Source organism: Streptomyces sp. NBC_01351 (genome assembly GCF_036237315.1).
GTDB lineage: Bacteria > Actinomycetota > Actinomycetes > Streptomycetales > Streptomycetaceae > Streptomyces.
The window spans coordinates 6,888,887-6,911,625 of sequence record NZ_CP108356.1; the positions used below are offsets into that span (position 1 = coordinate 6,888,887).

Sequence of the window (22,739 nt, forward strand, 5' to 3'; positions counted from 1 at the left end):
GTTCGGACATGCGCGTACTGATCGTGGAGGACGAGCCCTACCTGGCCGAAGCCGTCCGTGACGGTCTGCGGCTGGAGGCGATCGCCGCCGACATCGCCGGGGACGGCGACACCGCCCTGGAACTGCTCGGCGTCCACTCCTACGACCTCGCGGTCCTCGACCGCGACATCCCCGGCCCCTCCGGCGACGAGGTCGCCCGGCGCATCGTCGCCTCCGGCAGCGGCATCCCGATCCTCATGCTCACCGCTGCCGACCGGATCGACGACAAGGCTTCCGGCTTCGGACTCGGCGCCGACGACTACCTCACCAAACCGTTCGAGCTGCGGGAGCTCGTCCTGCGGCTGAGGGCGCTCGACCGCAGACGCGCGTACGCCCGGCCCCCGGTCCGCGAGATCGCGGGCCTGCGGCTCGACCCCTTCCGCCGGGAGGTCTTCCGCGACGGACGTTACGTCGCCCTCACCCGCAAGCAATTCGCCGTGCTCGAAGTCCTCGTCGCCGCCGAAGGCGGGGTCGTCAGGGCCGAAGAGCTGCTGGAACGGGCCTGGGACGAGAACACCGACCCCTTCACCAACGCCGTGCGCATCACCGTCTCCGCCCTGCGCAAACGGCTCGGCGAACCGTGGATCATCGCCACGGTGCCCGGCGTCGGCTACCGGATCGACACCACCGGCCCCGGCCGTACGGATGTCTAGACGCCCGGGGCTCAGCGCCCGACTGAGACTCACCCTCAGCTACGCCGGGTTCCTCGCCGTCGCCGGCGCCCTCCTGCTGGCCGTGGTGTGGGTGTTCCTGCTGCGCTACGTACCCGACAACCCCCAGGGCCTTCTCGGGATCTCGCCCAACCGCTACCTCCTCGTGCGCACCTTCGCCCCCGCCGCGGCCGTGGCGATGGCCTTCCTGCTCGTGTTCGGCCTCGTCGGGGGATGGATCCTCGCCGGCCGGATGCTCGCACCGCTCACACGGATCACGGCCGCGGCACGGATGGCCGGGAACGGGTCGCTGTCCCACCGGGTCCGCATGGAAGGCCGCCGGGACGAATTCCGTGAACTCGCCGACGTGTTCGACACCATGCTCGAAGAACTGGAGTCGCACGTCGCCGAGCAGCAGAGGTTCGCCGCGAACGCCTCCCACGAACTGCGCACCCCGCTGGCGATCTCGCGGACGCTCCTCGACGTCGCCCGAAAGGACCCCACACGGGACCGGGGCGAGGTCATCGAACGCCTGCACGCGGTCAATACGCGGGCGATCGACCTCACCGAGGCCCTCCTGCTGCTCAGCCGCGGCGACCGCGGGAACTTCACGCGCGAGAACGTCGACCTCTCCCTCGTCGTCGAAGAGGCCGCCGAAACGCTGCTGCCCCTCGCCGAACAGCGCCGGATCACGCTCGACGTCACCGGCGACGCGGCCCGGACCGGCGGCTCGGCGGAGCTCTTGCAGCGGATGGTGACGAACCTCGTCCAGAACGCCATCGTCCACAACCTCCCCGCAGGCGGCACCGTGACGGTCCACACCGAGGCGCACGGCGACGGGACGAGCGTGCTGCGGGTCGAGAACACGGGCCGTCGGCTCCCACCGGAACTGGTACCGACCCTCACCGAACCCTTCCGGCGCGGAACGGAACGCGTACGCACCGACGAGCACGCCGGTGTCGGCCTCGGCCTCGCCATCGTGCAGAGCATCGTCCGCGCCCATGAGGGGACCCTCGACCTCGTCCCCCGGCCCGCCGGAGGTCTCCTCGTCACCGTCCGGCTTCCTCCGCGGCCGTGAACGGGCCCGCTGCGCTGACAGGGGTGTCATGGGCGTCACGGTGCCCATGCCGAAGGCGAAGGACAAGTGAAATGTTCTCCATGATCATTTAAGCAGCGCTGCGAGACGGCGGACTTCCGGGGTCGTGGCCGGAACCGCGTAGTGGCATGGCACGCTTGGGGCATGGCCGCTCAGATTTTTCCCAGCATCCTGTCCGCCGACTTCGCCCGCCTCGCCGAGGAGGCGAAGGCCGTCGAGGGGGCCGACTGGCTGCACGTCGACGTCATGGACAACCACTTCGTCCCGAACCTCACCCTCGGCGTACCGGTCGTGGAATCCCTGAGCCGGGCCACTGACACCCCGCTCGACCTGCACCTGATGATCGAGAACCCGGACCGCTGGGCCCCGCAGTACGTGGAGGCCGGCGCGGGTTCGGTGACCTTCCACGCCGAGGCCGCGGCCGCGCCCGTACGGCTCGCGCGGGAGATCCGGGCCAAGGGGGCGCGCGCGTCCATGGCGCTGAAGCCGGCGACGCCGATCGAGCAGTACGAGGACATCCTCCCCGAGCTCGACATGCTGCTGATCATGACGGTCGAGCCGGGCTTTGGCGGCCAGCCCTTTCTGGACATCATGCTCCCCAAGATCCGCCGCACCCGCGAGCTGATCTCCAAGCACGGCCTGGAGCTGTGGCTCCAGGTCGACGGCGGGGTCTCGGCCTCCACCATCGAGCGCTGCGCCGAGGCGGGCGCGGACGTCTTCGTCGCGGGCAGCGCCGTCTACGGAGCCGTCGACCCGGCCGCCGCCGTGCGTACGCTTCGTGAGCAGGCGGGCGCGGCCATCGCGGCGGCGCCGTGGGCTTGCGACCACTGATGAGAAGGGTTGGTGGACGGCTCGGTGAACGGGAGCTGTCCAGGCTGATCAACGGCCGTCGGATCTGACAGGATGAACGGCGAGTCGAGAGTGTGAACAGCAGTGAGGAGAACGCGGTGTCTGCAATGTCGGCGGGACGGTCAGCCCTGCGGATGGGACCCGCGGAGCTGGTGCAGGCTGCGGCCATGGCGCGCCGCTTCTACCTGGAGGGGAAGTCCAAGATCCAGATCGCCGAGGAGTTCGGCGTGAGCCGCTTCAAGGTGGCCCGGGTCCTGGAGACCGCCCTCGAACGCGATCTCGTACGCATCGAGATCCGGGTGCCCGCCGAACTGGACGCGGAGCGCTCCGACGCGCTCCGGGCCCGGTACGGGCTGCGGCACGCGGTGGTGGTGGAGTCCCCGGCCGACGCCACCGAGGACGCGCCCGACCCGGAGAACCTCGGTGCGGTCGCCGCCGACCTGCTCGGCGAGCTCGTCAACGAGGGCGACGTCCTCGGCCTGGCCTGGGGACGCTCGACCATCCACATGGCCGCCTCCCTGCACCGGCTGCCCCCGTGCACCGTGGTGCAGCTGACCGGCGTGTACGACGCGGGGACCGCCGAGCGGGGCTCCGTGGAGGCCGTACGGCGGGCCGCGCAGGTCTCCGGCGGGGACGCGCACCCGATCTACGCGCCGATGCTGCTGCCCGATCCGGCGACCGCGGCGGCGCTGCGGAGCCAGACGGGGATCGCGCGCGCCTTCGAGTACTTCGACAAGGTGACCGTCGCGGCCGTCTCCATCGGCTCCTGGGAGCCCGGCATCTCGACCGTCCACGACATGCTCACGGACGAGGAGCGGGCCCACTACGCCTCGCTCGGCGTCGCGGCCGAGATGTCGGCGCACCTCTTCGACTCCGAGGGGCGGCGGGTCGGCCGGGACCTCGGTGAGCGGTGCATCACCGTCGAGGCGGACCGGCTGCGCCGGATCCCCGAGGTCGTGGCGATCGCGGGCGGGCTGCGCAAGGCCTCCGCGATCGGGGCGGTACTGCGCTCGGGGCTGGTGACCAGCCTCGTCACGGACACGGCCGTCGCCGATTACCTGCTGACCGAGTCGGCGCCCGGGCTGCGGCCGGCGCTGGAGCGGGCCGACCCGGACGACTGAATCGGGGCCGGCCGCGGCCGACCAGGGCCTGTAGGGGCCCGTAGGGGGCCGCTGAGGGCGGTCGGTGCGGGCCGTGGTGCGGATGGTGCCGTAATTGAGATCCGAACGGCGGACCGCAGGGCCGCTTACTGGGCGCATACTGGTTCCGATGACTAAGTCAGCAGTACCTCGCCGCCATTTGCCGTCCAGCCCGTTCAAGGCCCCCGTGGAGCAGCCGATCCGGCAGTTCTCCGTCGGCGACCGGGTCTCTCACGATGAGCACGGCCTCGGCCGTGTCGTCGGAATCGAGGAGGGGATCGCTGTTCTCGTTGACTTCGGTTCGGTCCAGAAGCGCGTTCTGAGTCCCTACACCAAGATGTCCGCCCTCTGAGGGCATCAGGCGATTCGCGAGCGAATCGGATATTTGGCACGATCGGTGCATGATCTTCAGGAGCGTGCCCCGATCGTTGCTGCGCGTGCTGGGGGCCTTGTTCCTCTGCGCCGCGGTGATCGGCGGTGCGGTGGGCTGTGGCGGGCAGGAACCCGCGCCCACCGCCGCCAGTGGTAGGAGCAGTACCGGTGCCGCTCCCGCGCCCGCCTGGGCCGAGGGGATGGCCACCGTACGGGCCGACGCGCTTCCGCGGCAGGCCCGGGACGTGCTCGCGCTGATCGACAAGGGCGGGCCGTACCCGTACCGGCAGGACGGCACGGTCTTCGGGAACTTCGAGAAGGTCCTGCCGAAGCAGAAGCGTGGTTATTACCACGAATTCACGGTGAAGACGCCGGGGGAGCGGGACCGGGGTGCGCGGCGGATCGTGACCGGTGAGGGTGGGGAGTTCTACTACACGGACGACCACTACGACACCTTCAAGGCGGTTCTCCGATGAGTCTGGACCCGCAGCCGCTCGCCCCCGCCCTCGCGGCCGCCGAGGCCTCCGGCTGGACGGCCGTGCGGATGGACTTGGACGGTGTACGGACCAAGGCGGAGCTGATGCGGCGGGTGGCCGACGCGCTGCGGTTGCCGGAGTGGTTCGGGGGGAACTGGGACGCGCTGGCGGATTGCCTGCGGGACCTGTCGTGGTTGCCGGTGGTCGCGGGACGGTTGGTCTGCGTGACCTCGTGGCGTGAGTTTGCCGCTGCGCGGCCGGCGGACTGGGAGACGTTCCAGGAGATCCTCGAGGAGGCCGTCGACTTCTGGCGGGCCGAGGAGGATGCGGCGGCGTTCGTGGTGCTGCTCGCCGAGTCCGGGCCGGGCCCGGTTGCCGGGGCTCCGCCCCGGACCCCGCGCCTCAAGCGCCGGCGGGGCTGAAGGGTCGCCTCAAACGCCGGCGGGGCTGGAATTTGCCCGGCGAGGCTGGAATTTGCCGGGCGGGGTGGATTGTGCGGCTGCGGCGGCGGGGTGGTGCCGGCCCGGTTTGGAGGGTTGCGAAGCCGAAGCGGCTCCGCCCCCGGTGGAGCGGGGGCGGAGCGCGATGGTCAGTCCGTTGTCGTCTTCGGGATCCACGGTGGGGTCTGGCCCCAGGACCAGACCGGGATCTTGGCCGCGTCCACCGGGGGCGGGTTGGGGCCCGAGTAGATCAGGGCCATGCGGGTGCCCCACTCGATGTAGTACGCGAACACCCCGCGGAACTCCGGGTCCGTCGGGAGGCCGACCTCGTCGGCCGTGTCCATCAGCAGGTCCACCCAGCGGCGGCGCTGCTTCTCGGTGATCGCGCGGCCCAGGTGCTTGGTGGCCATGTGCTGGTGGCCGCCGTGGTGGTCGGTGTACTCCGACGGGCCACCGAAGACCTCCGACAGCCAGACCGCGACGTGCTGCGGGTGCTCCGAGTCCATGCCCGCGAAGACCGGGGCCAGGATCTCGTCCCGCAGGGCGTGGGCGTAGAAGGCGTCCGTGAGGCGGTTCATCGCCTCCGCTCCGCCCATCCACTCGTAGATGGTGGGTGTAGAGGGTGTGCTGCTGCTCATCGGCTCAGGCGGCCTTTCCGGTGCCCGCGACCTCGGTCACCGTGTAGTGCTGCATTTCCTCGATCGCCGTCACGTACGGCCGGATCGCGCTGAAGAAGGCCGGGAAGTGCTCGCCCTTGCGGAAGCCGTTGAGGTGGGCGTCGACCGAGGTCCAGCGGATGCGGAGGATGTAGCGCTCCTTCTCCTCCTCGCAGCGGGCCAGTTCGTAGTCGATGCACTCGGGCGAGGCGGACAGGGCTTCGGCCGCCCGTGCGTACGAGGTCTCGAAGGCTTGCTGGTCGTCCAATGCGATCCGGTAGCGGATGTATTCGACGGTCGTGGTCATGGTCCGTGCCTCTCCCTCGATGTTGGTCCCGGCCAGCCTTACGCGATCATGGGCGGTTGTGGGGTGATTTCGTCATTCGGAGTCGGACTTCCTGGAGTCCGTGCCGCCGGCCTCGGTGACGTCCGGGCCCTGGGCGCGGACCCGCTGGACCTTGTCCAGGGATTCGCGCAGGTCGGAGAGCCACTCGTCGGTGTTGCGCCCCACCAGGCGGACGCACCAGGCCAGCGCGTCGGCCCGGCTGCGGGCCACGCCGCCCGCGACCAGGGTGTCCAGGACCTGGCGCTCGGACTGGCGCAGCCGGGTCATGACGGGGACGGCCAGGTGCGTGAAGAGGGCCGTCTCCTCGCCCGACCGCACGCCCCAGGCCACCTTGCGGCGGTAGAGCTCCTCGGCCTCGCGCGCCACCTCGATGCGCTGCTCGCGGGTGCGCTCGCGGAACTCCTTGACCGACTCGGTCGCCGGGACGGTGCCGACGACCGTGATCTCCTCGCGGTCGACCGTGACCGACACGAGGGACTCGTACACGTCCACCGGCAGGCGCTCGGCGAACCACGCGCGGAGCTGTTCGCTCTGTTCGGCTGTAATCATGTAATCAACGTTGCGTCGGCTGCCTGCTTGATCGCAAGGCTTTTGCCGTTCGCTCTCAGCCCATCGAGCGGTAGCGGTGGATGAGGGAGACCGCCATCGCGCCCTCGCCCACGCCCGAGGCGACGCGTTTCACCGAGTGGGCGCGGACGTCGCCCGCCGCGAAGACGCCGGGGACGCTCGTTTCGAGGGGGTAGGGGGCGCGTTCCAGACTCCATTCGGCCGGGAGTTCGCCGCCGTTCGCGATCAGGTCGGAGCCCGTGAGGACGAAGCCGTACTCGTCCCGCTCGACGACGCCCGACAGCCACTCGGTGTGCGGGCGGGCGCCGATGAAGGTGAACATGAAGCGGGCCGGGATCTCCTTGTCGGCGCCCGTCCCGGAGTCGTGGAGGGTGATGCGTTCCAGGTGCTCCTCGCCGTCGAGCCGGACCACCGTGGTGTGGACCCTCACCTCGATGTTCGGTGTGCGCTCGATCTCGTCGATGAGGTAGCGGGACATGCTCGCGTCGAGTGAGGACGCGCGGACGAGGATGGTCACGCGGGCCGCGTACTTGGCGAAGTGCACCGCCGCCTGGCCGGCCGAGTTGGCCCCGCCCACGATGAACACGTGCTGCGAGATGCACGCCGAGCTCTCGGTGGTGGCCGCGCCGTAGTAGAGCCCGGCGCCCTCGAAGCGGTCCGCGCCCGGCGCCTGCAGGCGGTTGTACGAGACCCCGGTCGCGAGCAGCACCGTCTCCGCGCTGATCTCCGTACCGTCGGCCAGGGTGAGGATCTTCGCCGGGTCGTCGCGGGTCAGCGAGACCACCTCCACCGGGTGCAGGATCTCGGCGCCGAACCGGGAGGCCTGGATCGTGGCCCGGCGGGTCAGGTCGCTGCCGGAGAGGCCCGAGGGGAAGCCGAGGTAGTTCTCGATCAGGCTGGAGGTGCCGGCCTGGCCGCCCGGGGCGCGGGAGTCCAGCATGAGGGTCGAGAGGCCTTCCGAGGCCGAGTAGACCCCGGCGGCCAGGCCCGCGGGCCCCGCGCCGACGATGACGCACTCGTAGTGCGGCCGGGAGGCGGTGGTGGCCAGGCCCAGGCGCTGGGCGAGCTCGGTGTCGGTGGGGGCGGAGAGCACCGACCCGTCCGGGAAGCGGACGAGGGGGAGCGCCCCGCCGGGCTGGGCGGCGATCAGGGTGAGCGCCTCGGGGTCCCGTTCGACGTTGAGGAAGCGGAACGGCTGGCCGTTGCGGGTGAAGAAGTCCCGCACGGCGTGGGTGCCGGGGGCGACGAGGTGGCCGGCGACGATGATCCCGTCGTACGCCGGGCGGTAGGTGGCGAGCCAGTCCGACAGCAGGTCGTCCAGGACGGGGAAGAGCCGCTCGTGCGGCGGGTCCCACGGCTTGAGCAGGTAGTAGTCCAGCCGGACCCGGTTGATGGCGGTGATCGCCGCGTCGGTCTCCGCGTAGGCGGTCAGCAGCACGCGGCGGGCGTCGGGGAAGCGGCTGACGGCTTCCAGGAGGAACTCCACCCCGGTGACGTCGGGCATCCGCTGGTCGACGAGGAACAGGGCCGGGTCGTGGCCGCGCTCGTCCAGCGAGTCCAGGATCTTCAGGGCGTCGGCGGCCGAGGAGGCGCCGAGCACCCGGTAGCGGTCTCCGTAGGCGCTGCGCAGGTCGCGGCGGACGGCGCGCAGCACCTGCGGGTCGTCGTCCACGGCCAGGATGACCGGCTTCTTGTTCTCCACGCGCTCGGCCGCGGCGGCGTCGGCGGTGACGGCGGCGGCGCTCTCCGGGGCCGCGCTCACGCCGGGTCCAGCATCAGCTTGTCGGCGTAGCACCAGGCCCATTCCTCGCCGGGCTCGTGCGAGGCGGCGATGGGGTGCTCGGTGGTCCGGTAGTGGCGGGTGGCGTGACGGTTCTTCGAGGAGTCGCAGCACCCGACGTGCCCGCAGCTCAGGCACATCCGCAAGTGCACCCAGCCGTCACCGGACACGAGGCACTCCTCGCAGCCCTCCGTACCCGGTTTCACCGGACGTATCCGATCGATGTGTGTGCACAACAGGTCCATCGTCATCGTCCCCGTCCCTCTCGTCGCGTCCTCGCGCCCGTGTCCCGCGTGTCCCGCGCATCCCGTGCATCCGTCATTGGCGGCGCGTCCAGACCATAGGGCGCGGCCCTCGTAATGGTTCAGCGATTCGGCCGAAGTCAGGTAGTCCTGAAGCTACTTCATGACGTCCGCGAGCGACTTCCTGAAGTGCCGCCATGACCTGGGCCGCTACCTCACCAAGTCGCACGCCGACGCTTTGACGCATGCCCATGGCGCGGCCAGTGTGGGGGACGCCAACGACAACAGGCGGCGCCTGGAGGAATACGTGAGCAGAAAGATTCTGGTCATTGTCTCCGAACACGGTTACTGGGCCGAAGAACTGATAGGCCCCGTATCGAAGTTCGACGAGCGGGGCTACGAGGTCATATTCGCCACGCCGACCGGAAAGCGTGCGCACGCTCTTCCGCCGAGCCTCGACGCGAACTACATCGACCCCCCGCTGGGACGCTCGGTCACCACCGAGCAGAACGCCCGGCTGGGCCGGGAGTTCGAGCAGTCCAGCCGGCTGGACTCCCCGCTCGACATCGAGGCGTGGGTCCCCGAGCGCCCGTACACGAGCGACGAGGGCTACCTGCGGAAGCTGGAGCAGTACCACCGCGATCTGGACAAGCTCGACGCCGACATCGCCGGCTACGACGCGATCCTCATCGTCGGCGGCAGCGGCCCCATCGCCGACCTCGCCAACAACGAGCGCGTGCACGCCCTGATCCTGGCCTTCGAGAAGGCCGGCAAGGTCGTCGCCGCCGAGTGCTACGGGGTCGCCTGCCTGGCCTTCGCCCGGGACTGGAGCGACCGCAAGAGCATCATCCGGGGCAAGCACGTGACCGGCCACTGCAAGGAGTACGACTACAAGGACGGCACCGGATTCCTCGGTACCGACTTCAACATGGGACCGCCCCCGTATCCGCTGGAGTACATCCTGCGCGATGCGACAGGCCCGCGCGGCGCGTACCACGGCAATTTCGGAAAGCCGGTATCGGTGATCGTCGACTTCCCGTTCGTCACCGGCCGCTCGACCCCCGATTCGTACCTCACGGGGCAGAAGATCGTGGAAGTCCTGGAGGACGGTCTCATCCGGTACGGCTGGTAATTTCAGGGGGAGTTCGATGAATGCCGAAGCCACTCCGGCAAGTCCGGGCCGGGAAAGGCTGATCGAGCAGTTCAAGGCCGACGGCCTGAATGTGATGTTCGGAAATCCGGGGACGGTGGAACAAGGATTCCTCGACGCGGTGGACGCGGCCGAGGACTTCACCTACATCCTCGCCCTCCAGGAGACCGTGGCCGCCGGCATCGCCGACGGGTACGCCCGGGCGACCGGCGGCGCGGCCCTGCTCCAACTGCATTCCGGGGTCGGGCTGGGCAACGGCATCGGCATGCTCTACCAGTCGCTGCGCGGCCACACCCCGCTCGTCGTGGTCGCCGGCGACGCCGGGGTGCGCTACGACGCCATGGACGCGCAGATGGCCTCCGACCTGGTGGCCATGGCGAAGCCGGTGACCAAGTACGCGACCCGGGTCACCGACCCGCGGTCCGTACTGCGGACCATCCGGCGGGCCGTGAAGATCGCGCTCACCCCGCCCCGCGGGCCCGTGTTCGTGGCGCTGCCGATGGACGTGCTGGACGAGCTCAACTCCGAGCCCGTGCTGCCCGCCACGGTGCCGCTCACGGACGTGGCACCCTCGCCGGCCTCGGTGGGGCGGGCGGCCGAGCTGCTCGCCTCCGCCGAGCGCCCGGTCCTCCTGGTCGGGGACGGGGTCTCGCTCTCCGGGGCGCAGCGCGAACTCGCCGCCGTCGCCGAGCTGCTGGGCGCCGACGTGTACGAGGTCGACTCCTCCGAGGTCAACATCGCGGCCTCGCACCCGCTGCGGCGCGGCCAGACGGGCCACATGTTCGGCCCGCACAGCAAGGAGCTGATCGGGGACGCCGACGGGGTCCTCATCGTCGGCACCTACGTCTTCCCGGAGGTGTTCCCCGAGCTGGAGAGCCCCTTCCGGGAGGGCGCGAGGATCGTCCACATCGACCTCAACGCCTACGAGATCGCCAAGAACCACCCCGTGGACCTGGGCCTGGCCGCCGACCCCCGGCAGGCGCTGCGCGCGCTGGCCGGCGTACTGGAGCGGCGACTGACCCCGCAGGAGCGGGCCGCCGCAGCCGCCCGGCTCGACGTACGGACCCGGGAACGGGCGCGCGAGGAGCGGGCGCGGGCGGCGGCGGACGACGGCACGCCGATGGCCGTCTTCCTGCGCACCCTGGCCGAACGCACAGGCGGGGACCTGATCGTCTTCGACGAGGCGCTGACGACCTCGCCGCTGGTCACCCGGTACCTCCCTGCGGAGCGCCCGGGCGACTACCACCTCACCCGGGGCGGCTCGCTCGGCGTGGGCTTCCCGGGCGCGGTCGGCGCGAAGCTGGCCCGGCCGGAGCGGCTCGTCGTCGGCTTCGCCGGGGACGGCGGGTCGATGTACACGTACCAGGCGCTGTGGACGGCGGTCCGGCACGGCATCGACGCCAAGTTCGTGGTCTGCAACAACCGCAAGTACCGGCTGCTGGACGACAACATCGCCCAGTACTGGCGGGAGCGGGACATCCCGGAGCACGGCTTCCCCGGCTCCTTCGACCTCTCCCACCCCGAGATCGACTTCGCCGGGCTGGCCCGGTCCCTCGGCGCCGGCGGGATGCGGGTGGAGAAGCCGGACGAGGCGGTGGCCGCGGTGAACCGGATGCTGGCCCACCCGGGACCGTTCCTCGTCGACATCCAGATCTGAGCTGACACAACGAATCCGGACAGGAGGAGACCGCATGCCCGCCGAGCGGCAGTTGACCGAGGACGCGATCCGCAGGTTCGCCGAGGACTGGTACGTGGCACTGGACCGGCACGTGGCGCTGGACCAGGTGCTCGCGCTGATCACCGACGACCTGGAGTTCAAGGTCCCCGAGGACACCTTCCTCGGCCACCAGGGCTTCGGCCGCTGGTACGAGGCCGTCACCAACCGGTTCTTCGACGAGGTGCACACGGTCACCAAGGTGGAGCCGGTCATCGAGGGCGACCGGGCCGTCGTCCGGGTCCTCGTCAACTGGCAGGCCAAGATCTGGGACCCGCCGGCCGCCCGCAGCGAGTGGCTCGGCTTCGACGCCGACCAGACCTGGACGGTCGTGGCCGGCCCGTACGGGCCGCTGATCAAGCAGTACACCGTCAACGACCTGGCGCCGATGCCCGGTTCCGGCTCCCTCTGACCGCCGGCGAAGGAGAAGCGACGATGACCGAAGTGACGCGGGAGCGGGTCCAGGAGGCCTACGCCGCCCTCGGCTCCGGCGACCGGGCGCGCATCCTGGAGTACTACTCCGAGGACCTGCGCTGGCTGGTGCCGGGCAACCACCCGCTGGCCGGCTGGTACGAGAGCCTCGACGCCTTCCTGGAGCTGATGGGGCAGACGCACAAGCTCACGGGCGGCAGCTTCCGGATGGACCTCGACGCGATCCTCGTCGGCGAGGACTGCAGCGCGGACGTGTGCCGCAACGTCGCCCTGCGCGGCGGCGCGGACGGCGCGAGCACCTCGCCGTACGAGCGGATGGACTACCCGGTCTTCCACTTCATGCGGTGGCGGGACGGCCGGATCGTCGAGGGCCGCGACGGGCTCTTCGGCGACACCGCCTCCGCCTTCAGCCAGTTCTGGGCGCCCTTCGCGCCGGACGGAACCCGACGGGACGCATAGGGGATGAGCGAGGCGATGGAACCGCGAGAGATTCTCACGAAGTACTACCAGTACGCCAACGCCGGGGACTGGGACCGCTGGTGCGACCTGTTCGCCGACGACCAGGTCATGGACGAGCAGCTCGCCGGGCACATCGAGGGCCTGGACGTGCTGCGCTCGATGATGAAGGGCATGGGCACGATGTACCGGGTCTTCCGGAACGAGCCCGTGCACTTCATCGTCGACGGCGCCGGGGAGAAGGCCGCGGCCGTCTCGCACCTGACGGCGGTCAGCGCCTCCGGCGAGGCCATCGAGGCCGAGGTCATGAACTTCTTCCGGATCGTCGACGGAAAGATCGCCTACATGGCGAACTATCACGACACGGTCCCCTTCCAGGTCCTGAGCCAGGGCTGAGGGCGGACCCGTGAGCGCTGAAGAGTACGACTACGTCGTCGTGGGGTCCGGCACCGCCGGCAGTGTGCTGGCCAACCGGCTCTCCGAGGACCCGGACGTCTCCGTCCTCGTCCTGGAGGCGGGCGGCTCCCGGATACCGCCCGAGGTGGACGACCCGTCGTCCTGGTACAAACTGCTCGGCGGGCCCGTCGACTGGGGCTACACCAGCACCCCGCAGCCCGGCCTCGACGGCCGCCGTACGTACGAACCCCGCGGCAAGGCCCCCGGCGGCAGCAGCAACCTCTACATCATGATGCACATCCGGGGCCATGCCTCGGACTTCGACAACTGGGCCTACCAGGGCGCGGCCGGCTGGGCGTACGAGGACGTGCTCCCCTACTTCGCCCTGCTGGAGGGCCAGGAGGACGCCACCGCCGCCACCACCGGCACCCGCGGCCCGCAGCGCATCACCAACGCCGGTCGGCACGGCCCCAATCCGGTCTCCCGCGCCTTCATCGACGCGGCCGTCGAGCTCGGCCACGAGGAGATCGCCGACTTCAACACCGACGGTCCCCGGCGCGGCCTCTTCGGCACCGGCTGGCACCACATCGACGTGGCCGACGGCCGCCGCCAGGGCACCCTCGCCGCCTACCTGGAGCCCGCGCTCGGCCGGACCAACCTGACCCTGCGCACCAGTGCGCAGTCCACCCGGCTGCTGTTCGACGGGGACACCTGCACGGGCGTCGAGTACGCCCAGCTCCGGGCCCCCGCCACGCTTTCGGACAGCGACGTCCCCGGCCGGACCGTGCGCGACGGCCACAGCCGCGCTGCCGAGCCCGGGCTGCACACCGTACGGGCCCGGCGCGAGGTGATCGTGGCGGCGGGGGCGATCGAGTCCCCGAAGCTGCTGCTGCTCTCCGGCATCGGGCATCCCGGGCAGCTGGCCGAGCACGGCATCGCGGTCACCGCGGCGCTGCCCGGGGTCGGGGAGAACTTCCACAACCACGTGCTGACCGGGCTGATGGCCGAGGTCACCCAGGAACTCCCGCCGCCGGCGCAGAACCTGTCGGAGAGCGCTCTGTTCCTGTCCTCGCGGCCCGGGCTGCCCGCGCCCGACCTGCAGATCGCCTTCGTCCACGTGCCGTTCGACGTGATCGTCGGCCAGGACCACCCGAACACGGTGTCCATCCTGCCGGGTGTCGTACGCCCGGTCTCGCGCGGCTGGATCAGGCTGGCGAGCGCCGACCCGCTGGCCCACCCGCTCATCAACCCGAACTACCTGGGCGACCGGTGGGACCTGGAGCGGATGGTGCAGGGCGTCAAGACCGCCCGGGAGATCTTCGCGACCTCGGCCTTCTCGCCCTGGTACAAGCAGGAGCTGCAGCCCGGTCCCGGCTACCTGAGCGACGCCGAGCTGCGCACCTTCGTGAAGCAGAAGTCGGAGAGCTACCACCACCAGGCCGGCTCCTGCCGCATGGGCATCGACGACCTCTCCGTGGTCGACCCCGAGCTGCGGGTGCACGGCGTACGGAACCTGCGCGTCGTCGACGCCAGCGTGATGCCCGCCGTCCCGTCGGGCAACTGCCACACCGCCATCGCGATGATCGCCGAGCGCGCGGCGGACTTCCTGAAGGGGGTGTTCCGTGCCTGACGTCGTCCTGCGCGAGGGCGCGCTGACCGGGACCCGGATCGCGGTCCTGGTCGAGAGCGACTTCTACGAGCCGGAGATCTTCTACTACCAGCACCGCTTCGCGGAGGAGGGCGCCGAGGTCGACTTCCTGACCCGGCTGTGGGGCAACGACTCCATCACCTTCTCCGGGCACGAGTACCGGGCGCCCTTCACCGCCGACCGGTCCCTGGAGGGGCTGAGCGACGAGGAGCTGCGCCGGTACGCGGCGATCATCGTGCCCTCGGGCATGGTGGCCGACCGGCTGCGCTACACCGAGGACGTGGACATGCTCGCGCCGGCCACGGAGCTGCTGCGCCGGGCCTTCGAGGAGCCCACGGTCCTCAAGGGGATCATCTGCCACGGCATGTGGCTGGCTTCCTCGATCCCGGGCAAGGTGCGCGGCCGCAAGGTGGTCTGCCACAACAACCTCATCGGCGACGTACGGAACATGGGTGCCCAGTACGTGGACGAGGACGTGGTCGTCGACGGCGACCTGGTCACCGGCCGCACCGGCGCCCACCACCACCTCTTCGCCCGCCGCATCATCGAGCTGATAGCGGCCGGGCGGGGCCGGGGCGCCGCCTGATGGCGGGGCTGAGGTGGTCGCACGTGGGCCTGAACTGCACGGACCAGAAGACCACCGAGGAGTTCTACACCCGGTACTTCGGGTTCTCGCGGGCCCGCGTGGTGAACCTCGGCGACTCCGAGATCGTGTTCCTGCGCAACGGGGACGCGTACCTGGAGCTCTTCGCGGCTGGCGCGAACGACCCGGCCCGCCCGGCGCTGGGGGTCCCCCCAGCGGTAGCTGGGGGAGACGGGCCGCAGGCCCCGGGCCGGATGCGTCACCTGGCCTTCCAGACCGACAGCGTCGACGCCTTCCTCGCCGAGCTCGGGGAAGCGGCCGAAGTGACCCTCGGCCCGCTGGACTTCGACGACTTCATCTGCGGCTGGCGCACCGTATGGCTCCGCGACCCCGACGGAGTGATCGTCGAGGTCAGCCAGGGATACGAGGACGACCGCTCTCACGAGGGCTCTCACGACAAGGACGGTGCATGACATGGCGGACGCCGTGAGCTTCTCCTTCTCCGACACCATCGCGGGCTACGTCGTCCGCTTCGACTCCGGATCGCGCGTCCTGCGGCTGAAGACCTCCGACGGCCGCGAGTTCGACGTCTCGCTGGCCGGCGACCCGAGCGCCGAGCTGGTCCGCAACCTCGACGAGCCCTACATCGACGCCTCCGGGCACATCGACGAGATGCTCTCGCCCGGCCGCTTCCTCTTCGCGTACGGCGTCCACTACCCGGAGCACGGCGGGCGGTTCGAAGCCAAGCGCCTGGTGTTCCTGGGCCGCGGCGCCGAGGACTTCCGCTTCGAGGAACCCAGCTGGTGGATCAAGCAGATCGAGTCGCTGGCCGACTTCTACAAGCGGGCCCAGTTCGGCGACGGACCGGTGGACTTCACCGAGTACCGCACCGAGATCCGGCTCGGCGGCGACAAGACCGCCAGCCACGTCCAGGAGACCGACACGATCTCCCGGCTGGTCTACGGCATGGCCTCGGCCTACCTGCTGACCGGCAAGGACGAGTACCTGGAGGTCGCCGAGCGCGGCACCGAGTACCTGCGCAAGCACATGCGGGTCGTGGACGGCGAGGAGGACGTGGTCTTCTGGTACCACGGCATCAGCGTCGACGGGGACACCGAGCGCAAGCTGTTCACCTCGGAGTTCTCCGACGACTACGACGCGATCCCGATGTACGAGCAGATCTACGCGCTGGCCGGCCCCATCCAGACGTACCGGGTCACCGGCGACGTCCGGATCAAGAACGACGCGGACGCCACCATCCGGCTGTTCGACAAGTTCTTCTTCGACCCGGAGCAGGGTGGCTACTACTCGCACATCGACCCGATCCTCTTCAGCGCCGACCACGAGTCCCTCGGGGAGAACGCCGAGCGCAAGAACTGGAACTCGGTCGGCGACCACGCGCCCGCGTACCTGATCAACCTGTACCTGGCGACCGGCGACCAGAAGTACGCCGACTTCCTGGAGTACACCTTCGACACCATCGCGGACCGGTTCCCGGACTACAAGAACAGCCCCTTCGTCCAGGAGCGCTTCATGCGCGACTGGTCGCACGACAAGGCGCACAGCTGGCAGCAGGACCGTGCCGTCGTCGGCCACAACCTGAAGATCGCCTGGAACCTGATGCGGATGAACTCGCTGAAGGCCAAGCCGGCCTACGAGGAGCTCGCCAAGAAGATCGGCGAGATCATGCCGGCCGTCGGCAGCGACGTGCAGCGCGGCGGCTGGTACGACGTCGTCGAGCGGGTCAAGTCCGGGGACCAGGAGACGTATCGTTTCGCCTGGCACGACCGCAAGGCCTGGTGGCAGCAGGAGCAGGCGATCCTCGCCTACCTCATCCTGAACGGCACCGTCGGCGGCGACGCGAACCTGCGCGAGGCCCGGCAGGCGCAGGCCTTCTACAACACCTTCTTCCTCGACCACGACGAGGGAGCCGTCTACTTCAACGTGCTCGCCAGCGGTACGCCGTACCTGCTCGGGACCGAGCGGCTCAAGGGCAGCCACTCGATGTCCATGTACCACTCGGCGGAGCTCTGCTACCTCTCCGCCGTCTACAACAACCTCCTCGTCAACGGCCGGGAGATGGACTTCCACTTCCAGCCCGACCCGACGAACCTGCCCGACCGGATCCTGCGCGTCTCGCCCGACCTGCTCCCGGCGGGCTCCGTGCGGATCGCCTCCGTGGAGATCGACGAGAAGCCGTACGAGGACTTCGACGCGGACGCGCTGACGGTCCACCTCCCCGACGTCCAGGGGCGGGTCAAGGTCAAGGTCCGGCTCCGGCCCGTGACCAAGTAGTTCAGGGGACCGCGCGTTCTCCAGGGCCACGCGCGCTCAACGGGGGGCGCCCCAACCAGAGGGGAAAGCAAGCTATGAGTCTCAACGTCAAGGAACGCCGCAACAAGACGGGCACCGTGCTCGTCGCCACCGGTGAGATCAACAGCGAGACCTCGGGCTCGCTGCTCCAGACCCTGCTGCCGCTGGTCCGCGAGGGCAAGCCGCTGAAGATCGACCTCACGGCCGTCACCTACGTGTCCAGCGCCGGCCTGCGCACGCTGCTCGTCGTCTACCGCGAGGCCCAGCACGCCGGCGTCGCGGTCACCCTCTACGGGGTGAGCGAGGAAGTCCGGTTCGTCATGTCGGCCACCGGCTTCCTCGACTTCTTCCAGACCGGCGAGGCCGCGGCCGCGGAAGCCAAGGCCAAGGCCAGGGCAGCGCGATGAGCGAGGCCCAGTCCGAGCAGGTCCTGCGCGTCGACGCGTACCCGACCCACGAAGTGGGCGGGTACCGCGTCCGCGCCGGCAAACCGTTCCCCTTCGGGGCCAACGTGGTCCCCGGCGGGGTCAGCTTCTCCGTCTTCTCCGACCAGGCCACCTCCATGACCCTGGTCATCTTCAAGCGCGGAGAACCCGAGCCGATGGCCGAACTGGAGTTCCCCGAGGAATTCCGCACCGGCAGCGTCTTCGCCATGACCGTCTTCGGCCTCGACCACGAGAACATCGAGTACGGGTACCGGGCCGACGGCCCCTACGACCCGGTCAGCGGCCACCGCTTCGACGCCCGGCAGGTCCTCTCCGACCCCTACGCCCGGCTGATCGCCGGCCGCGACGTATGGGGCGACGAGCCCGACCGCACCCGTGGCTACCAGTACCGCTCCCGCGTCTGCCTCCAGGACTTCGACTGGGGCGACGACACCCCGCTGGGCATCCCCGCCGAGGACCTCGTCGTCTACGAGACCCACGTGCGCGGCTTCACCCGGCACCCCAACTCGCAGGTCACCGCTCCCGGCACCTTCGCGGGGCTGCGCGAGAAGATCCCGTACCTCAAGGAACTCGGGGTGAACTGCATCGAGCTGCTCCCCGTGTTCGAGTTCGACGAGAGCGACAACCCGCGGACCAACCCGGAGACGGGCGAGCGGCTCTTCGACTACTGGGGCTACAACACCGTCTCGTTCTTCGCGCCCAAGGCCGGCTACGCCGCCACCGGACGCTACGGGATGCAGGGCGACGAGTTCCGCACCCTGATCAAGGAGCTGCACGCGGCCGGCATCGAGGTCATCCTCGACGTCGTCTTCAACCACACCGCCGAGGGCAACGAGCAGGGCCCGACGATCTCCTTCAAGGGGCTCGACAACGCCACGTACTACATGCTCACGCCCGAGGGGTACTACTTCAACTTCAGCGGCACCGGCAACACCGTCAACTGCAACCACCCCGTCGTGCGCAACTACGTGCTCGACTGCCTGCGCCACTGGGTCGCCGACTACCACATCGACGGCTTCCGCTTCGACCTCGCGGCCATCCTCGGCCGGGCCCTGGACGGCACCCCGCTGCCCAACCCGCCGCTGCTGGAACTGCTCGCCTACGACCCGGTCCTGCGGCACACCAAGCTCATCGCCGAGGCCTGGGACGCCGGCGGCCTCTACGAGGTCGGCAACTTCCCGGCGTACGGCCGCTGGGCCGAGTGGAACGGGAAGTACCGCGACACCGTGCGCAGCTTCCTGAAGGGCGACCCGGGCGTCACCGGCGAGCTCGCCACCCGGATCGCCGGCTCGCCCGACCTCTACTCCAGCCGCGGAACCGCCGCCTCGGTCAACTTCCTGACCGCGCATGACGGTTTCACCCTCGCCGACCTCGTCTCGTACAACGACAAGCACAACGAGGCCAACGGCGAGGGCAACAACGACGGCGCCAACGACAACGCCAGCTGGAACTGCGGCGCGGAGGGGCCCACCGACGACCCCGAGATCAACGCGCTGCGCACCCGGCAGATGAAGAACGCCCTCGCCATCCTCTTCACCAGCCAGGGCATCCCGATGCTGCTGGCCGGGGACGAGGTCGCGCGGACCCAGGGCGGCAACAACAACACGTACTGCCAGGACAACGAACTGTCCTGGTTCGACTGGGACCAGGTCGACGACAATGCCGAACTGCTCCGGTTCACGCGGGAGATGATCGCCTTCCGCAAGCACCACCGGGAACTGCGCTCGACCGCGCACCCCACCGGCCGGATCCGCGAGAACCTGGGTCTGCCCGACATCAGCTGGCACGGGGAGCGGGCCTGGCAGCCCGACTGGTCGGCCGAGAGCCGGCTGCTGGCGGTGGCCCGCTGCGGCACCGGTGACGACGACGTGGTGTACGTGGCCATGAACTCGCACTGGGAATCGCACGACCTGGAACTACCGGCCCTGCCCGGCGGACGCAGCTGGCACCTGTTCGCCGACACCGGGGCCGGGGCGCCGCACGACATCCGCACCCCGGGCACCGAGCAGGAACTCGACAACGCCGGGAAGTACCTGATCGGCCCCCGATCGGTCGTGATCCTCGTCGGCCGCACCAACGATCCCGAAGAGCTCGACACGCCCTGACCGCCCCGACTGCCCTGACAGCCCTGACCGCACTGACAGAAGGAGACCTGAGATGCCCCTTTCCGTGTCCCTGAGCATCGAGGGCGACACCACCGTGATCGAGCTGACGGGCGAGCTGGACGCCAAGACCGCGCCGGACTTCCACCAGACCATCGAGAAGGCCGCCGGGCACGGCACGACCACCGTGGAGATCCGGATGGCCGGCGTCGGCTACATGGCCAGCGCCGGACTGCGCTCGCTGGTCTTCGCCCAGCAGAAGGTCGCCGACGACGTCACCATCAAGGTGGTGGGCGCCATCGAACCCGTGTCCCGGACCATCCGGACGGCCGGCCTCGACCGGAGCATCGTCCTCTCCGACGAGTGACCACCGTGACCGACATGGTCGAACTGGCGAGGAAGCCCGCCGTACTGGAGGTGCCCGCGACGGTGGGGGCACTGGGCGAGATCGCCTCGTTCGTCCTGCGGCTGGCCGGACGGGCGGGCCTGGACAAGGGCGCCGCCTACCGGATTCGGCTGGCCGTGGACGAACTGGCCACGAACATCGTGATGCACGGGTACCGGGGAGGCGACGGGCGGATCACCGTCCGCGGCCGCTCCGGCCCGGGCGAGGTGCGCATCGTCATCGAGGACGGCGCACCCGCCTTCGACCCCGTCGAAGGCCGCCTCCCGCCCGCCCCCGGGGTCCGCCCCGAGGAACGGCGGATCGGCGGCCTCGGCATCCACCTGGCACTGACCAGCGTGGACGAGTTCAGCTACCGACGCACGGACGGCCGCAACATCAGCACGCTGACCGTGAAAGCTGAGGGGACGGACCCATGCCCTCCACGACCGTGATCATCCTCGACGAGTACCCGCCACCGCCGCCCGAACTGCTGGGCGCGCTGCGGACCATGGACGCGGAACTCGTCACCCGCTCCCTCACGGAGCTCCGCGAAGGCCCGCTGGAACAGCTGCCCGTCGCGGACGTGCTGCTCGCCCCTGCCGAGGCCGACGGGGAGGCCGTGCGGACGGTCGTACGCCGACTGCGCCGCTCGGCCGGGGCACCCATCGTGGTCGTCTGGACCGTGACGGAGTTCGCCGCACTGGAGGAACACGTACGGATCGGGCACGACTACCTCGTCCCGCCCTTCCTGCCCGCCCTGGTCGGGGCCCGCCTGCACAGCTGCTCGGAGCGCGCCGGACTCGGCCGCACCCTGCGCGAAGCCGATGCCCGCGCCGAACTCATGGGCTACGAGAAGGAGCTGGAGATCGGCCGGGAGATCCAGGCGGGCTTCCTGCCCGAACGGCTGCCCGTCCCGGACGGCTGGGAGATCGACGTCCGGTTCCGGCCGGCCCGCCAGGTCGCCGGGGACTTCTACGACGTCTTCGAGATATCCCGCGGCCGCCGGCTCGCCTTCGTCGTCGCCGACGTCTGCGACAAGGGAGTCGGCGCCGCACTCTTCATGGCGCTCATCCGCTCCCTGTTGCGGCACACCGCGGAGAACAGCGGACTCCAGCACCTGGTCGCCGGACGCACCGGAGGCAGCCGCCGCATCCCGGTGGTCGGCGCCACCCCGCTGCTCAACGCGGTCACCGCCACCAACGGCTACCTCACCCGCAACCACCTGCGGCAGGGCTACTTCGCCACCCTCTTCTTCGGGGTGCTCGACCCGCTCACCGGCAGCCTCGTCTACATCAACGGCGGCCACAACCCGCCCCTGATGCTGCACGCCGACGGGAGCCCGCCGCGCGCGCTGGAGACCACCGGGCCGGCCGTCGGGGTCCACCCCGACTGCGTCTACACCCTCGGGTACGCCCAGCTGAACCCGGGCGACACCCTCTTCGCCTTCACCGACGGAGTGCCCGAGGCCCGCTGCCCACAAGGCCGCTTCCTCGGCGACGAACGCATGCTGGAACTGCTCGCCGGCCCCCCTGTCAGCGGCAGGGAGGTCGTCGACCGCATCGACTGGGCGGTGCGCGAACACACCGGCACCGCCGAACAGCACGACGACGTCACCATGCTGGCCCTGCACCGGCCACGTGCGGCGCGGGGGCCGCACGCGGACGGTACCGGCTACCAGGTGGTGGCCTGATGACCCGCACCATCGTGGTGCACTCGCACCGCGGTGGCACGGGCAAGTCCTCGGTACTGGCGAACCTCGCGCTGCTCCTGGCGGCCGAGGGGCGCCGGGTCGGGGTGGTGGACACCGACATCCAGTCACCCACCCTCGACCTGCTCTTCCGGCTCGGGCCCGGCCTGTCCCTGGCGGACTACCTGCTCGGCCGCTGCGAGATCGAGGCCGCGGCCCAGCAGGTGGCCCTCCCCGGGCTGTACGTCGTACCGGCCCGGACCGGGACGGCCGCCCTGCAGGAGATCATGACCAGCGGATACGACGTGGGGCTGCTCCCGGAGGGCTTCGACCGGCTGGCCGTCCACTTCGCCCTCGACATGCTGCTGCTCGACACCCACGCCGGACTCAACAACGAGTCGGTGACGGCCATGGCCAGCGCCGACGTACTGATGATCATGGCGCGGGCCGACCGGATCGACCTCTCCGGCGTCGAGGAGACCATCGCCCTCGCCGGGCGCCTGCCCTGCCGGCGGACCCTGGTGCTGAGCATGGCCCCCGCCGGAATCGACCGGGAAGCCGCCCGGCGACGTGCCCAGGAGGTCTACGGAGCACCCCTGGCCGGAATCCTTCCGTACTCGCCGGAAATGGCGGCGCTGTACGGAGAGCGCATATTTGCAGAAGCCCATCCCGACCACCCACTGGTCGGTGAATTCCGCACCATCATCTCGGCGTTGGACGCACGTGACGAAGTATCGCGGGCCTGACGTCGCCCCCTTACGCCCCCTGCTAGGGG

General features: G+C 70.1%; 27 protein-coding genes. 22 read left to right on the top strand and 5 right to left on the bottom strand.

The window, feature by feature from the left end; genetic code table 11:
• The first annotated feature begins 8 nt into the window (after positions 1-8).
• From OG625_RS31820 to OG625_RS31850, 7 genes are all read left to right on the top strand, one after another.
• Entirely contained in the window at positions 9-692 is a 684-nt protein-coding gene (locus tag OG625_RS31820; protein WP_329387862.1) for a response regulator transcription factor, read from the top strand.
• Entirely contained in the window at positions 685-1,767 is a 1,083-nt protein-coding gene (locus OG625_RS31825; RefSeq protein WP_329387864.1) for a sensor histidine kinase, read from the top strand. Before OG625_RS31820 ends, OG625_RS31825 begins: the two co-directional genes overlap by 8 nt.
• A gap of 162 nt (positions 1,768-1,929) precedes the next feature.
• Positions 1,930-2,616 carry a ribulose-phosphate 3-epimerase gene (rpe, locus tag OG625_RS31830; protein WP_329387866.1) on the top strand — a complete coding sequence of 229 codons (687 nt, stop codon included), beginning with the start codon at positions 1,930-1,932 and terminating at the stop codon, positions 2,614-2,616.
• Positions 2,617-2,741: 125 nt separating this feature from the next.
• On the top strand, positions 2,742-3,755 hold the full coding sequence (locus OG625_RS31835; protein WP_411106652.1) for a sugar-binding transcriptional regulator: 1,014 nt from the start codon (positions 2,742-2,744) through the stop codon (positions 3,753-3,755).
• 148 nt (positions 3,756-3,903) lie between these two features.
• Positions 3,904-4,125, top strand: coding sequence for a CarD family transcriptional regulator (locus OG625_RS31840; RefSeq protein WP_329387870.1), 222 nt, complete (start codon positions 3,904-3,906; stop codon positions 4,123-4,125).
• Positions 4,126-4,174: 49 nt separating this feature from the next.
• Positions 4,175-4,621 carry a ribonuclease domain-containing protein gene (locus OG625_RS31845; protein ID WP_329387873.1) on the top strand — a complete coding sequence of 149 codons (447 nt, stop codon included), beginning with the start codon at positions 4,175-4,177 and terminating at the stop codon, positions 4,619-4,621.
• Positions 4,618-5,043, top strand: coding sequence for a barstar family protein (locus tag OG625_RS31850; protein ID WP_329387875.1), 426 nt, complete (start codon positions 4,618-4,620; stop codon positions 5,041-5,043). The genes OG625_RS31845 and OG625_RS31850 overlap by 4 nt, the downstream gene beginning before the upstream one ends.
• A gap of 167 nt (positions 5,044-5,210) precedes the next feature.
• Here the strand turns inward: OG625_RS31850 and OG625_RS31855 are convergent, their stop codons facing one another.
• The 5 genes from OG625_RS31855 to OG625_RS31875 all read right to left on the bottom strand — a co-directional run bounded on the left by OG625_RS31855 (position 5,211) and on the right by OG625_RS31875 (position 8,661).
• Entirely contained in the window at positions 5,211-5,699 is a 489-nt protein-coding gene (locus OG625_RS31855) for a group II truncated hemoglobin (protein ID WP_329387877.1), read from the bottom strand.
• Between the two features lie 4 nt (positions 5,700-5,703).
• Positions 5,704-6,024, bottom strand: coding sequence for a putative quinol monooxygenase (locus tag OG625_RS31860; RefSeq protein ID WP_329387878.1), 321 nt, complete (start codon positions 6,022-6,024; stop codon positions 5,704-5,706).
• 72 nt (positions 6,025-6,096) lie between these two features.
• On the bottom strand, positions 6,097-6,612 hold the full coding sequence (locus OG625_RS31865; protein WP_329387881.1) for a hypothetical protein: 516 nt from the start codon (positions 6,610-6,612) through the stop codon (positions 6,097-6,099).
• 55 nt (positions 6,613-6,667) lie between these two features.
• On the bottom strand, positions 6,668-8,392 hold the full coding sequence (locus OG625_RS31870) for an FAD-dependent oxidoreductase (RefSeq protein WP_443067815.1): 1,725 nt from the start codon (positions 8,390-8,392) through the stop codon (positions 6,668-6,670).
• The gene (locus OG625_RS31875) at positions 8,389-8,661 is read right to left on the bottom strand and encodes a UBP-type zinc finger domain-containing protein (protein ID WP_329387882.1); all 273 of its coding nucleotides are present in this window, start codon (positions 8,659-8,661) and stop codon (positions 8,389-8,391) included. The genes OG625_RS31870 and OG625_RS31875 overlap by 4 nt, the downstream gene beginning before the upstream one ends.
• Before the next feature lie 298 nt (positions 8,662-8,959).
• On the opposite strand from OG625_RS31875, the gene OG625_RS31880 reads away from it, so the two are divergent.
• From OG625_RS31880 to OG625_RS31950, 15 genes are all read left to right on the top strand, one after another.
• Complete coding sequence (locus OG625_RS31880; protein WP_329387884.1) at positions 8,960-9,784, top strand: type 1 glutamine amidotransferase domain-containing protein; 825 nt, start codon at positions 8,960-8,962, stop codon at positions 9,782-9,784.
• Between the two features lie 16 nt (positions 9,785-9,800).
• Positions 9,801-11,459, top strand: a complete 1,659-nt coding sequence (locus OG625_RS31885; RefSeq protein WP_329387886.1) for a thiamine pyrophosphate-binding protein — start codon at positions 9,801-9,803, stop codon at positions 11,457-11,459.
• A 34-nt stretch (positions 11,460-11,493) separates the two neighbouring features.
• Positions 11,494-11,928 carry a nuclear transport factor 2 family protein gene (locus OG625_RS31890; RefSeq protein WP_329387888.1) on the top strand — a complete coding sequence of 145 codons (435 nt, stop codon included), beginning with the start codon at positions 11,494-11,496 and terminating at the stop codon, positions 11,926-11,928.
• Positions 11,929-11,951: 23 nt separating this feature from the next.
• Positions 11,952-12,407, top strand: coding sequence for a nuclear transport factor 2 family protein (locus OG625_RS31895; protein ID WP_329387890.1), 456 nt, complete (start codon positions 11,952-11,954; stop codon positions 12,405-12,407).
• Between the two features lie 15 nt (positions 12,408-12,422).
• The gene (locus OG625_RS31900; protein WP_329387892.1) at positions 12,423-12,800 is read left to right on the top strand and encodes a nuclear transport factor 2 family protein; all 378 of its coding nucleotides are present in this window, start codon (positions 12,423-12,425) and stop codon (positions 12,798-12,800) included.
• A 10-nt stretch (positions 12,801-12,810) separates the two neighbouring features.
• Positions 12,811-14,430 carry a GMC family oxidoreductase gene (locus tag OG625_RS31905; protein ID WP_329387895.1) on the top strand — a complete coding sequence of 540 codons (1,620 nt, stop codon included), beginning with the start codon at positions 12,811-12,813 and terminating at the stop codon, positions 14,428-14,430.
• Entirely contained in the window at positions 14,423-15,034 is a 612-nt protein-coding gene (locus OG625_RS31910) for a DJ-1/PfpI family protein (RefSeq protein ID WP_329387896.1), read from the top strand. Before OG625_RS31905 ends, OG625_RS31910 begins: the two co-directional genes overlap by 8 nt.
• Positions 15,034-15,504: a VOC family protein gene (locus OG625_RS31915; RefSeq protein ID WP_329387898.1), complete on the top strand. Its 471-nt coding sequence runs from the start codon at positions 15,034-15,036 to the stop codon at positions 15,502-15,504. The genes OG625_RS31910 and OG625_RS31915 overlap by 1 nt, the downstream gene beginning before the upstream one ends.
• 1 nt (position 15,505) lies before the next feature.
• Positions 15,506-17,326 (top strand): AGE family epimerase/isomerase, encoded by a 1,821-nt coding sequence (locus OG625_RS31920; RefSeq protein WP_329387900.1) that lies wholly within the window; start codon positions 15,506-15,508, stop codon positions 17,324-17,326.
• 74 nt (positions 17,327-17,400) lie between these two features.
• Entirely contained in the window at positions 17,401-17,751 is a 351-nt protein-coding gene (locus OG625_RS31925; RefSeq protein ID WP_329387901.1) for an STAS domain-containing protein, read from the top strand.
• The gene (gene glgX, locus OG625_RS31930) at positions 17,748-19,895 is read left to right on the top strand and encodes a glycogen debranching protein GlgX (protein ID WP_329387903.1); all 2,148 of its coding nucleotides are present in this window, start codon (positions 17,748-17,750) and stop codon (positions 19,893-19,895) included. Before OG625_RS31925 ends, glgX begins: the two co-directional genes overlap by 4 nt.
• Before the next feature lie 52 nt (positions 19,896-19,947).
• Positions 19,948-20,259 (top strand): STAS domain-containing protein, encoded by a 312-nt coding sequence (locus OG625_RS31935; RefSeq protein ID WP_329387905.1) that lies wholly within the window; start codon positions 19,948-19,950, stop codon positions 20,257-20,259.
• Positions 20,256-20,729: an ATP-binding protein gene (locus OG625_RS31940; RefSeq protein WP_329387907.1), complete on the top strand. Its 474-nt coding sequence runs from the start codon at positions 20,256-20,258 to the stop codon at positions 20,727-20,729. Before OG625_RS31935 ends, OG625_RS31940 begins: the two co-directional genes overlap by 4 nt.
• Entirely contained in the window at positions 20,711-21,967 is a 1,257-nt protein-coding gene (locus OG625_RS31945; RefSeq protein WP_329387910.1) for a PP2C family protein-serine/threonine phosphatase, read from the top strand. The genes OG625_RS31940 and OG625_RS31945 overlap by 19 nt, the downstream gene beginning before the upstream one ends.
• A complete protein-coding gene (locus OG625_RS31950; protein WP_329387913.1) occupies positions 21,967-22,710 on the top strand; it encodes a MinD/ParA family protein in 744 nt (247 codons plus the stop codon). The genes OG625_RS31945 and OG625_RS31950 overlap by 1 nt, the downstream gene beginning before the upstream one ends.
• Positions 22,711-22,739: the final 29 nt, after the last annotated feature.

Bases quoted from the DNA above. Each gene is read 5' to 3' on its own strand.
- OG625_RS31820 (WP_329387862.1), top strand. From the start codon at position 9: ATGCGCGTACTGATCGTGGAGGACGAGCCCTACCTGGCCGAAGCCGTC.
- OG625_RS31825 (WP_329387864.1), top strand. From the start codon at position 685: ATGTCTAGACGCCCGGGGCTCAGCGCCCGACTGAGACTCACCCTCAGC.
- rpe (WP_329387866.1), top strand. From the start codon at position 1,930: ATGGCCGCTCAGATTTTTCCCAGCATCCTGTCCGCCGACTTCGCCCGC.
- OG625_RS31835 (WP_411106652.1), top strand. From the start codon at position 2,742: ATGTCGGCGGGACGGTCAGCCCTGCGGATGGGACCCGCGGAGCTGGTG.
- OG625_RS31840 (WP_329387870.1), top strand. From the start codon at position 3,904: ATGACTAAGTCAGCAGTACCTCGCCGCCATTTGCCGTCCAGCCCGTTC.
- OG625_RS31845 (WP_329387873.1), top strand. From the start codon at position 4,175: ATGATCTTCAGGAGCGTGCCCCGATCGTTGCTGCGCGTGCTGGGGGCC.
- OG625_RS31850 (WP_329387875.1), top strand. From the start codon at position 4,618: ATGAGTCTGGACCCGCAGCCGCTCGCCCCCGCCCTCGCGGCCGCCGAG.
- OG625_RS31855 (WP_329387877.1), bottom strand. From the start codon at position 5,699: ATGAGCAGCAGCACACCCTCTACACCCACCATCTACGAGTGGATGGGC.
- OG625_RS31860 (WP_329387878.1), bottom strand. From the start codon at position 6,024: ATGACCACGACCGTCGAATACATCCGCTACCGGATCGCATTGGACGAC.
- OG625_RS31865 (WP_329387881.1), bottom strand. From the start codon at position 6,612: ATGATTACAGCCGAACAGAGCGAACAGCTCCGCGCGTGGTTCGCCGAG.
- OG625_RS31875 (WP_329387882.1), bottom strand. From the start codon at position 8,661: ATGACGATGGACCTGTTGTGCACACACATCGATCGGATACGTCCGGTG.
- OG625_RS31885 (WP_329387886.1), top strand. From the start codon at position 9,801: ATGAATGCCGAAGCCACTCCGGCAAGTCCGGGCCGGGAAAGGCTGATC.
- OG625_RS31890 (WP_329387888.1), top strand. From the start codon at position 11,494: ATGCCCGCCGAGCGGCAGTTGACCGAGGACGCGATCCGCAGGTTCGCC.
- OG625_RS31895 (WP_329387890.1), top strand. From the start codon at position 11,952: ATGACCGAAGTGACGCGGGAGCGGGTCCAGGAGGCCTACGCCGCCCTC.
- OG625_RS31900 (WP_329387892.1), top strand. From the start codon at position 12,423: ATGGAACCGCGAGAGATTCTCACGAAGTACTACCAGTACGCCAACGCC.
- OG625_RS31915 (WP_329387898.1), top strand. From the start codon at position 15,034: ATGGCGGGGCTGAGGTGGTCGCACGTGGGCCTGAACTGCACGGACCAG.
- OG625_RS31920 (WP_329387900.1), top strand. From the start codon at position 15,506: ATGGCGGACGCCGTGAGCTTCTCCTTCTCCGACACCATCGCGGGCTAC.
- OG625_RS31925 (WP_329387901.1), top strand. From the start codon at position 17,401: ATGAGTCTCAACGTCAAGGAACGCCGCAACAAGACGGGCACCGTGCTC.
- glgX (WP_329387903.1), top strand. From the start codon at position 17,748: ATGAGCGAGGCCCAGTCCGAGCAGGTCCTGCGCGTCGACGCGTACCCG.
- OG625_RS31935 (WP_329387905.1), top strand. From the start codon at position 19,948: ATGCCCCTTTCCGTGTCCCTGAGCATCGAGGGCGACACCACCGTGATC.
- OG625_RS31945 (WP_329387910.1), top strand. From the start codon at position 20,711: ATGCCCTCCACGACCGTGATCATCCTCGACGAGTACCCGCCACCGCCG.
- OG625_RS31950 (WP_329387913.1), top strand. From the start codon at position 21,967: ATGACCCGCACCATCGTGGTGCACTCGCACCGCGGTGGCACGGGCAAG.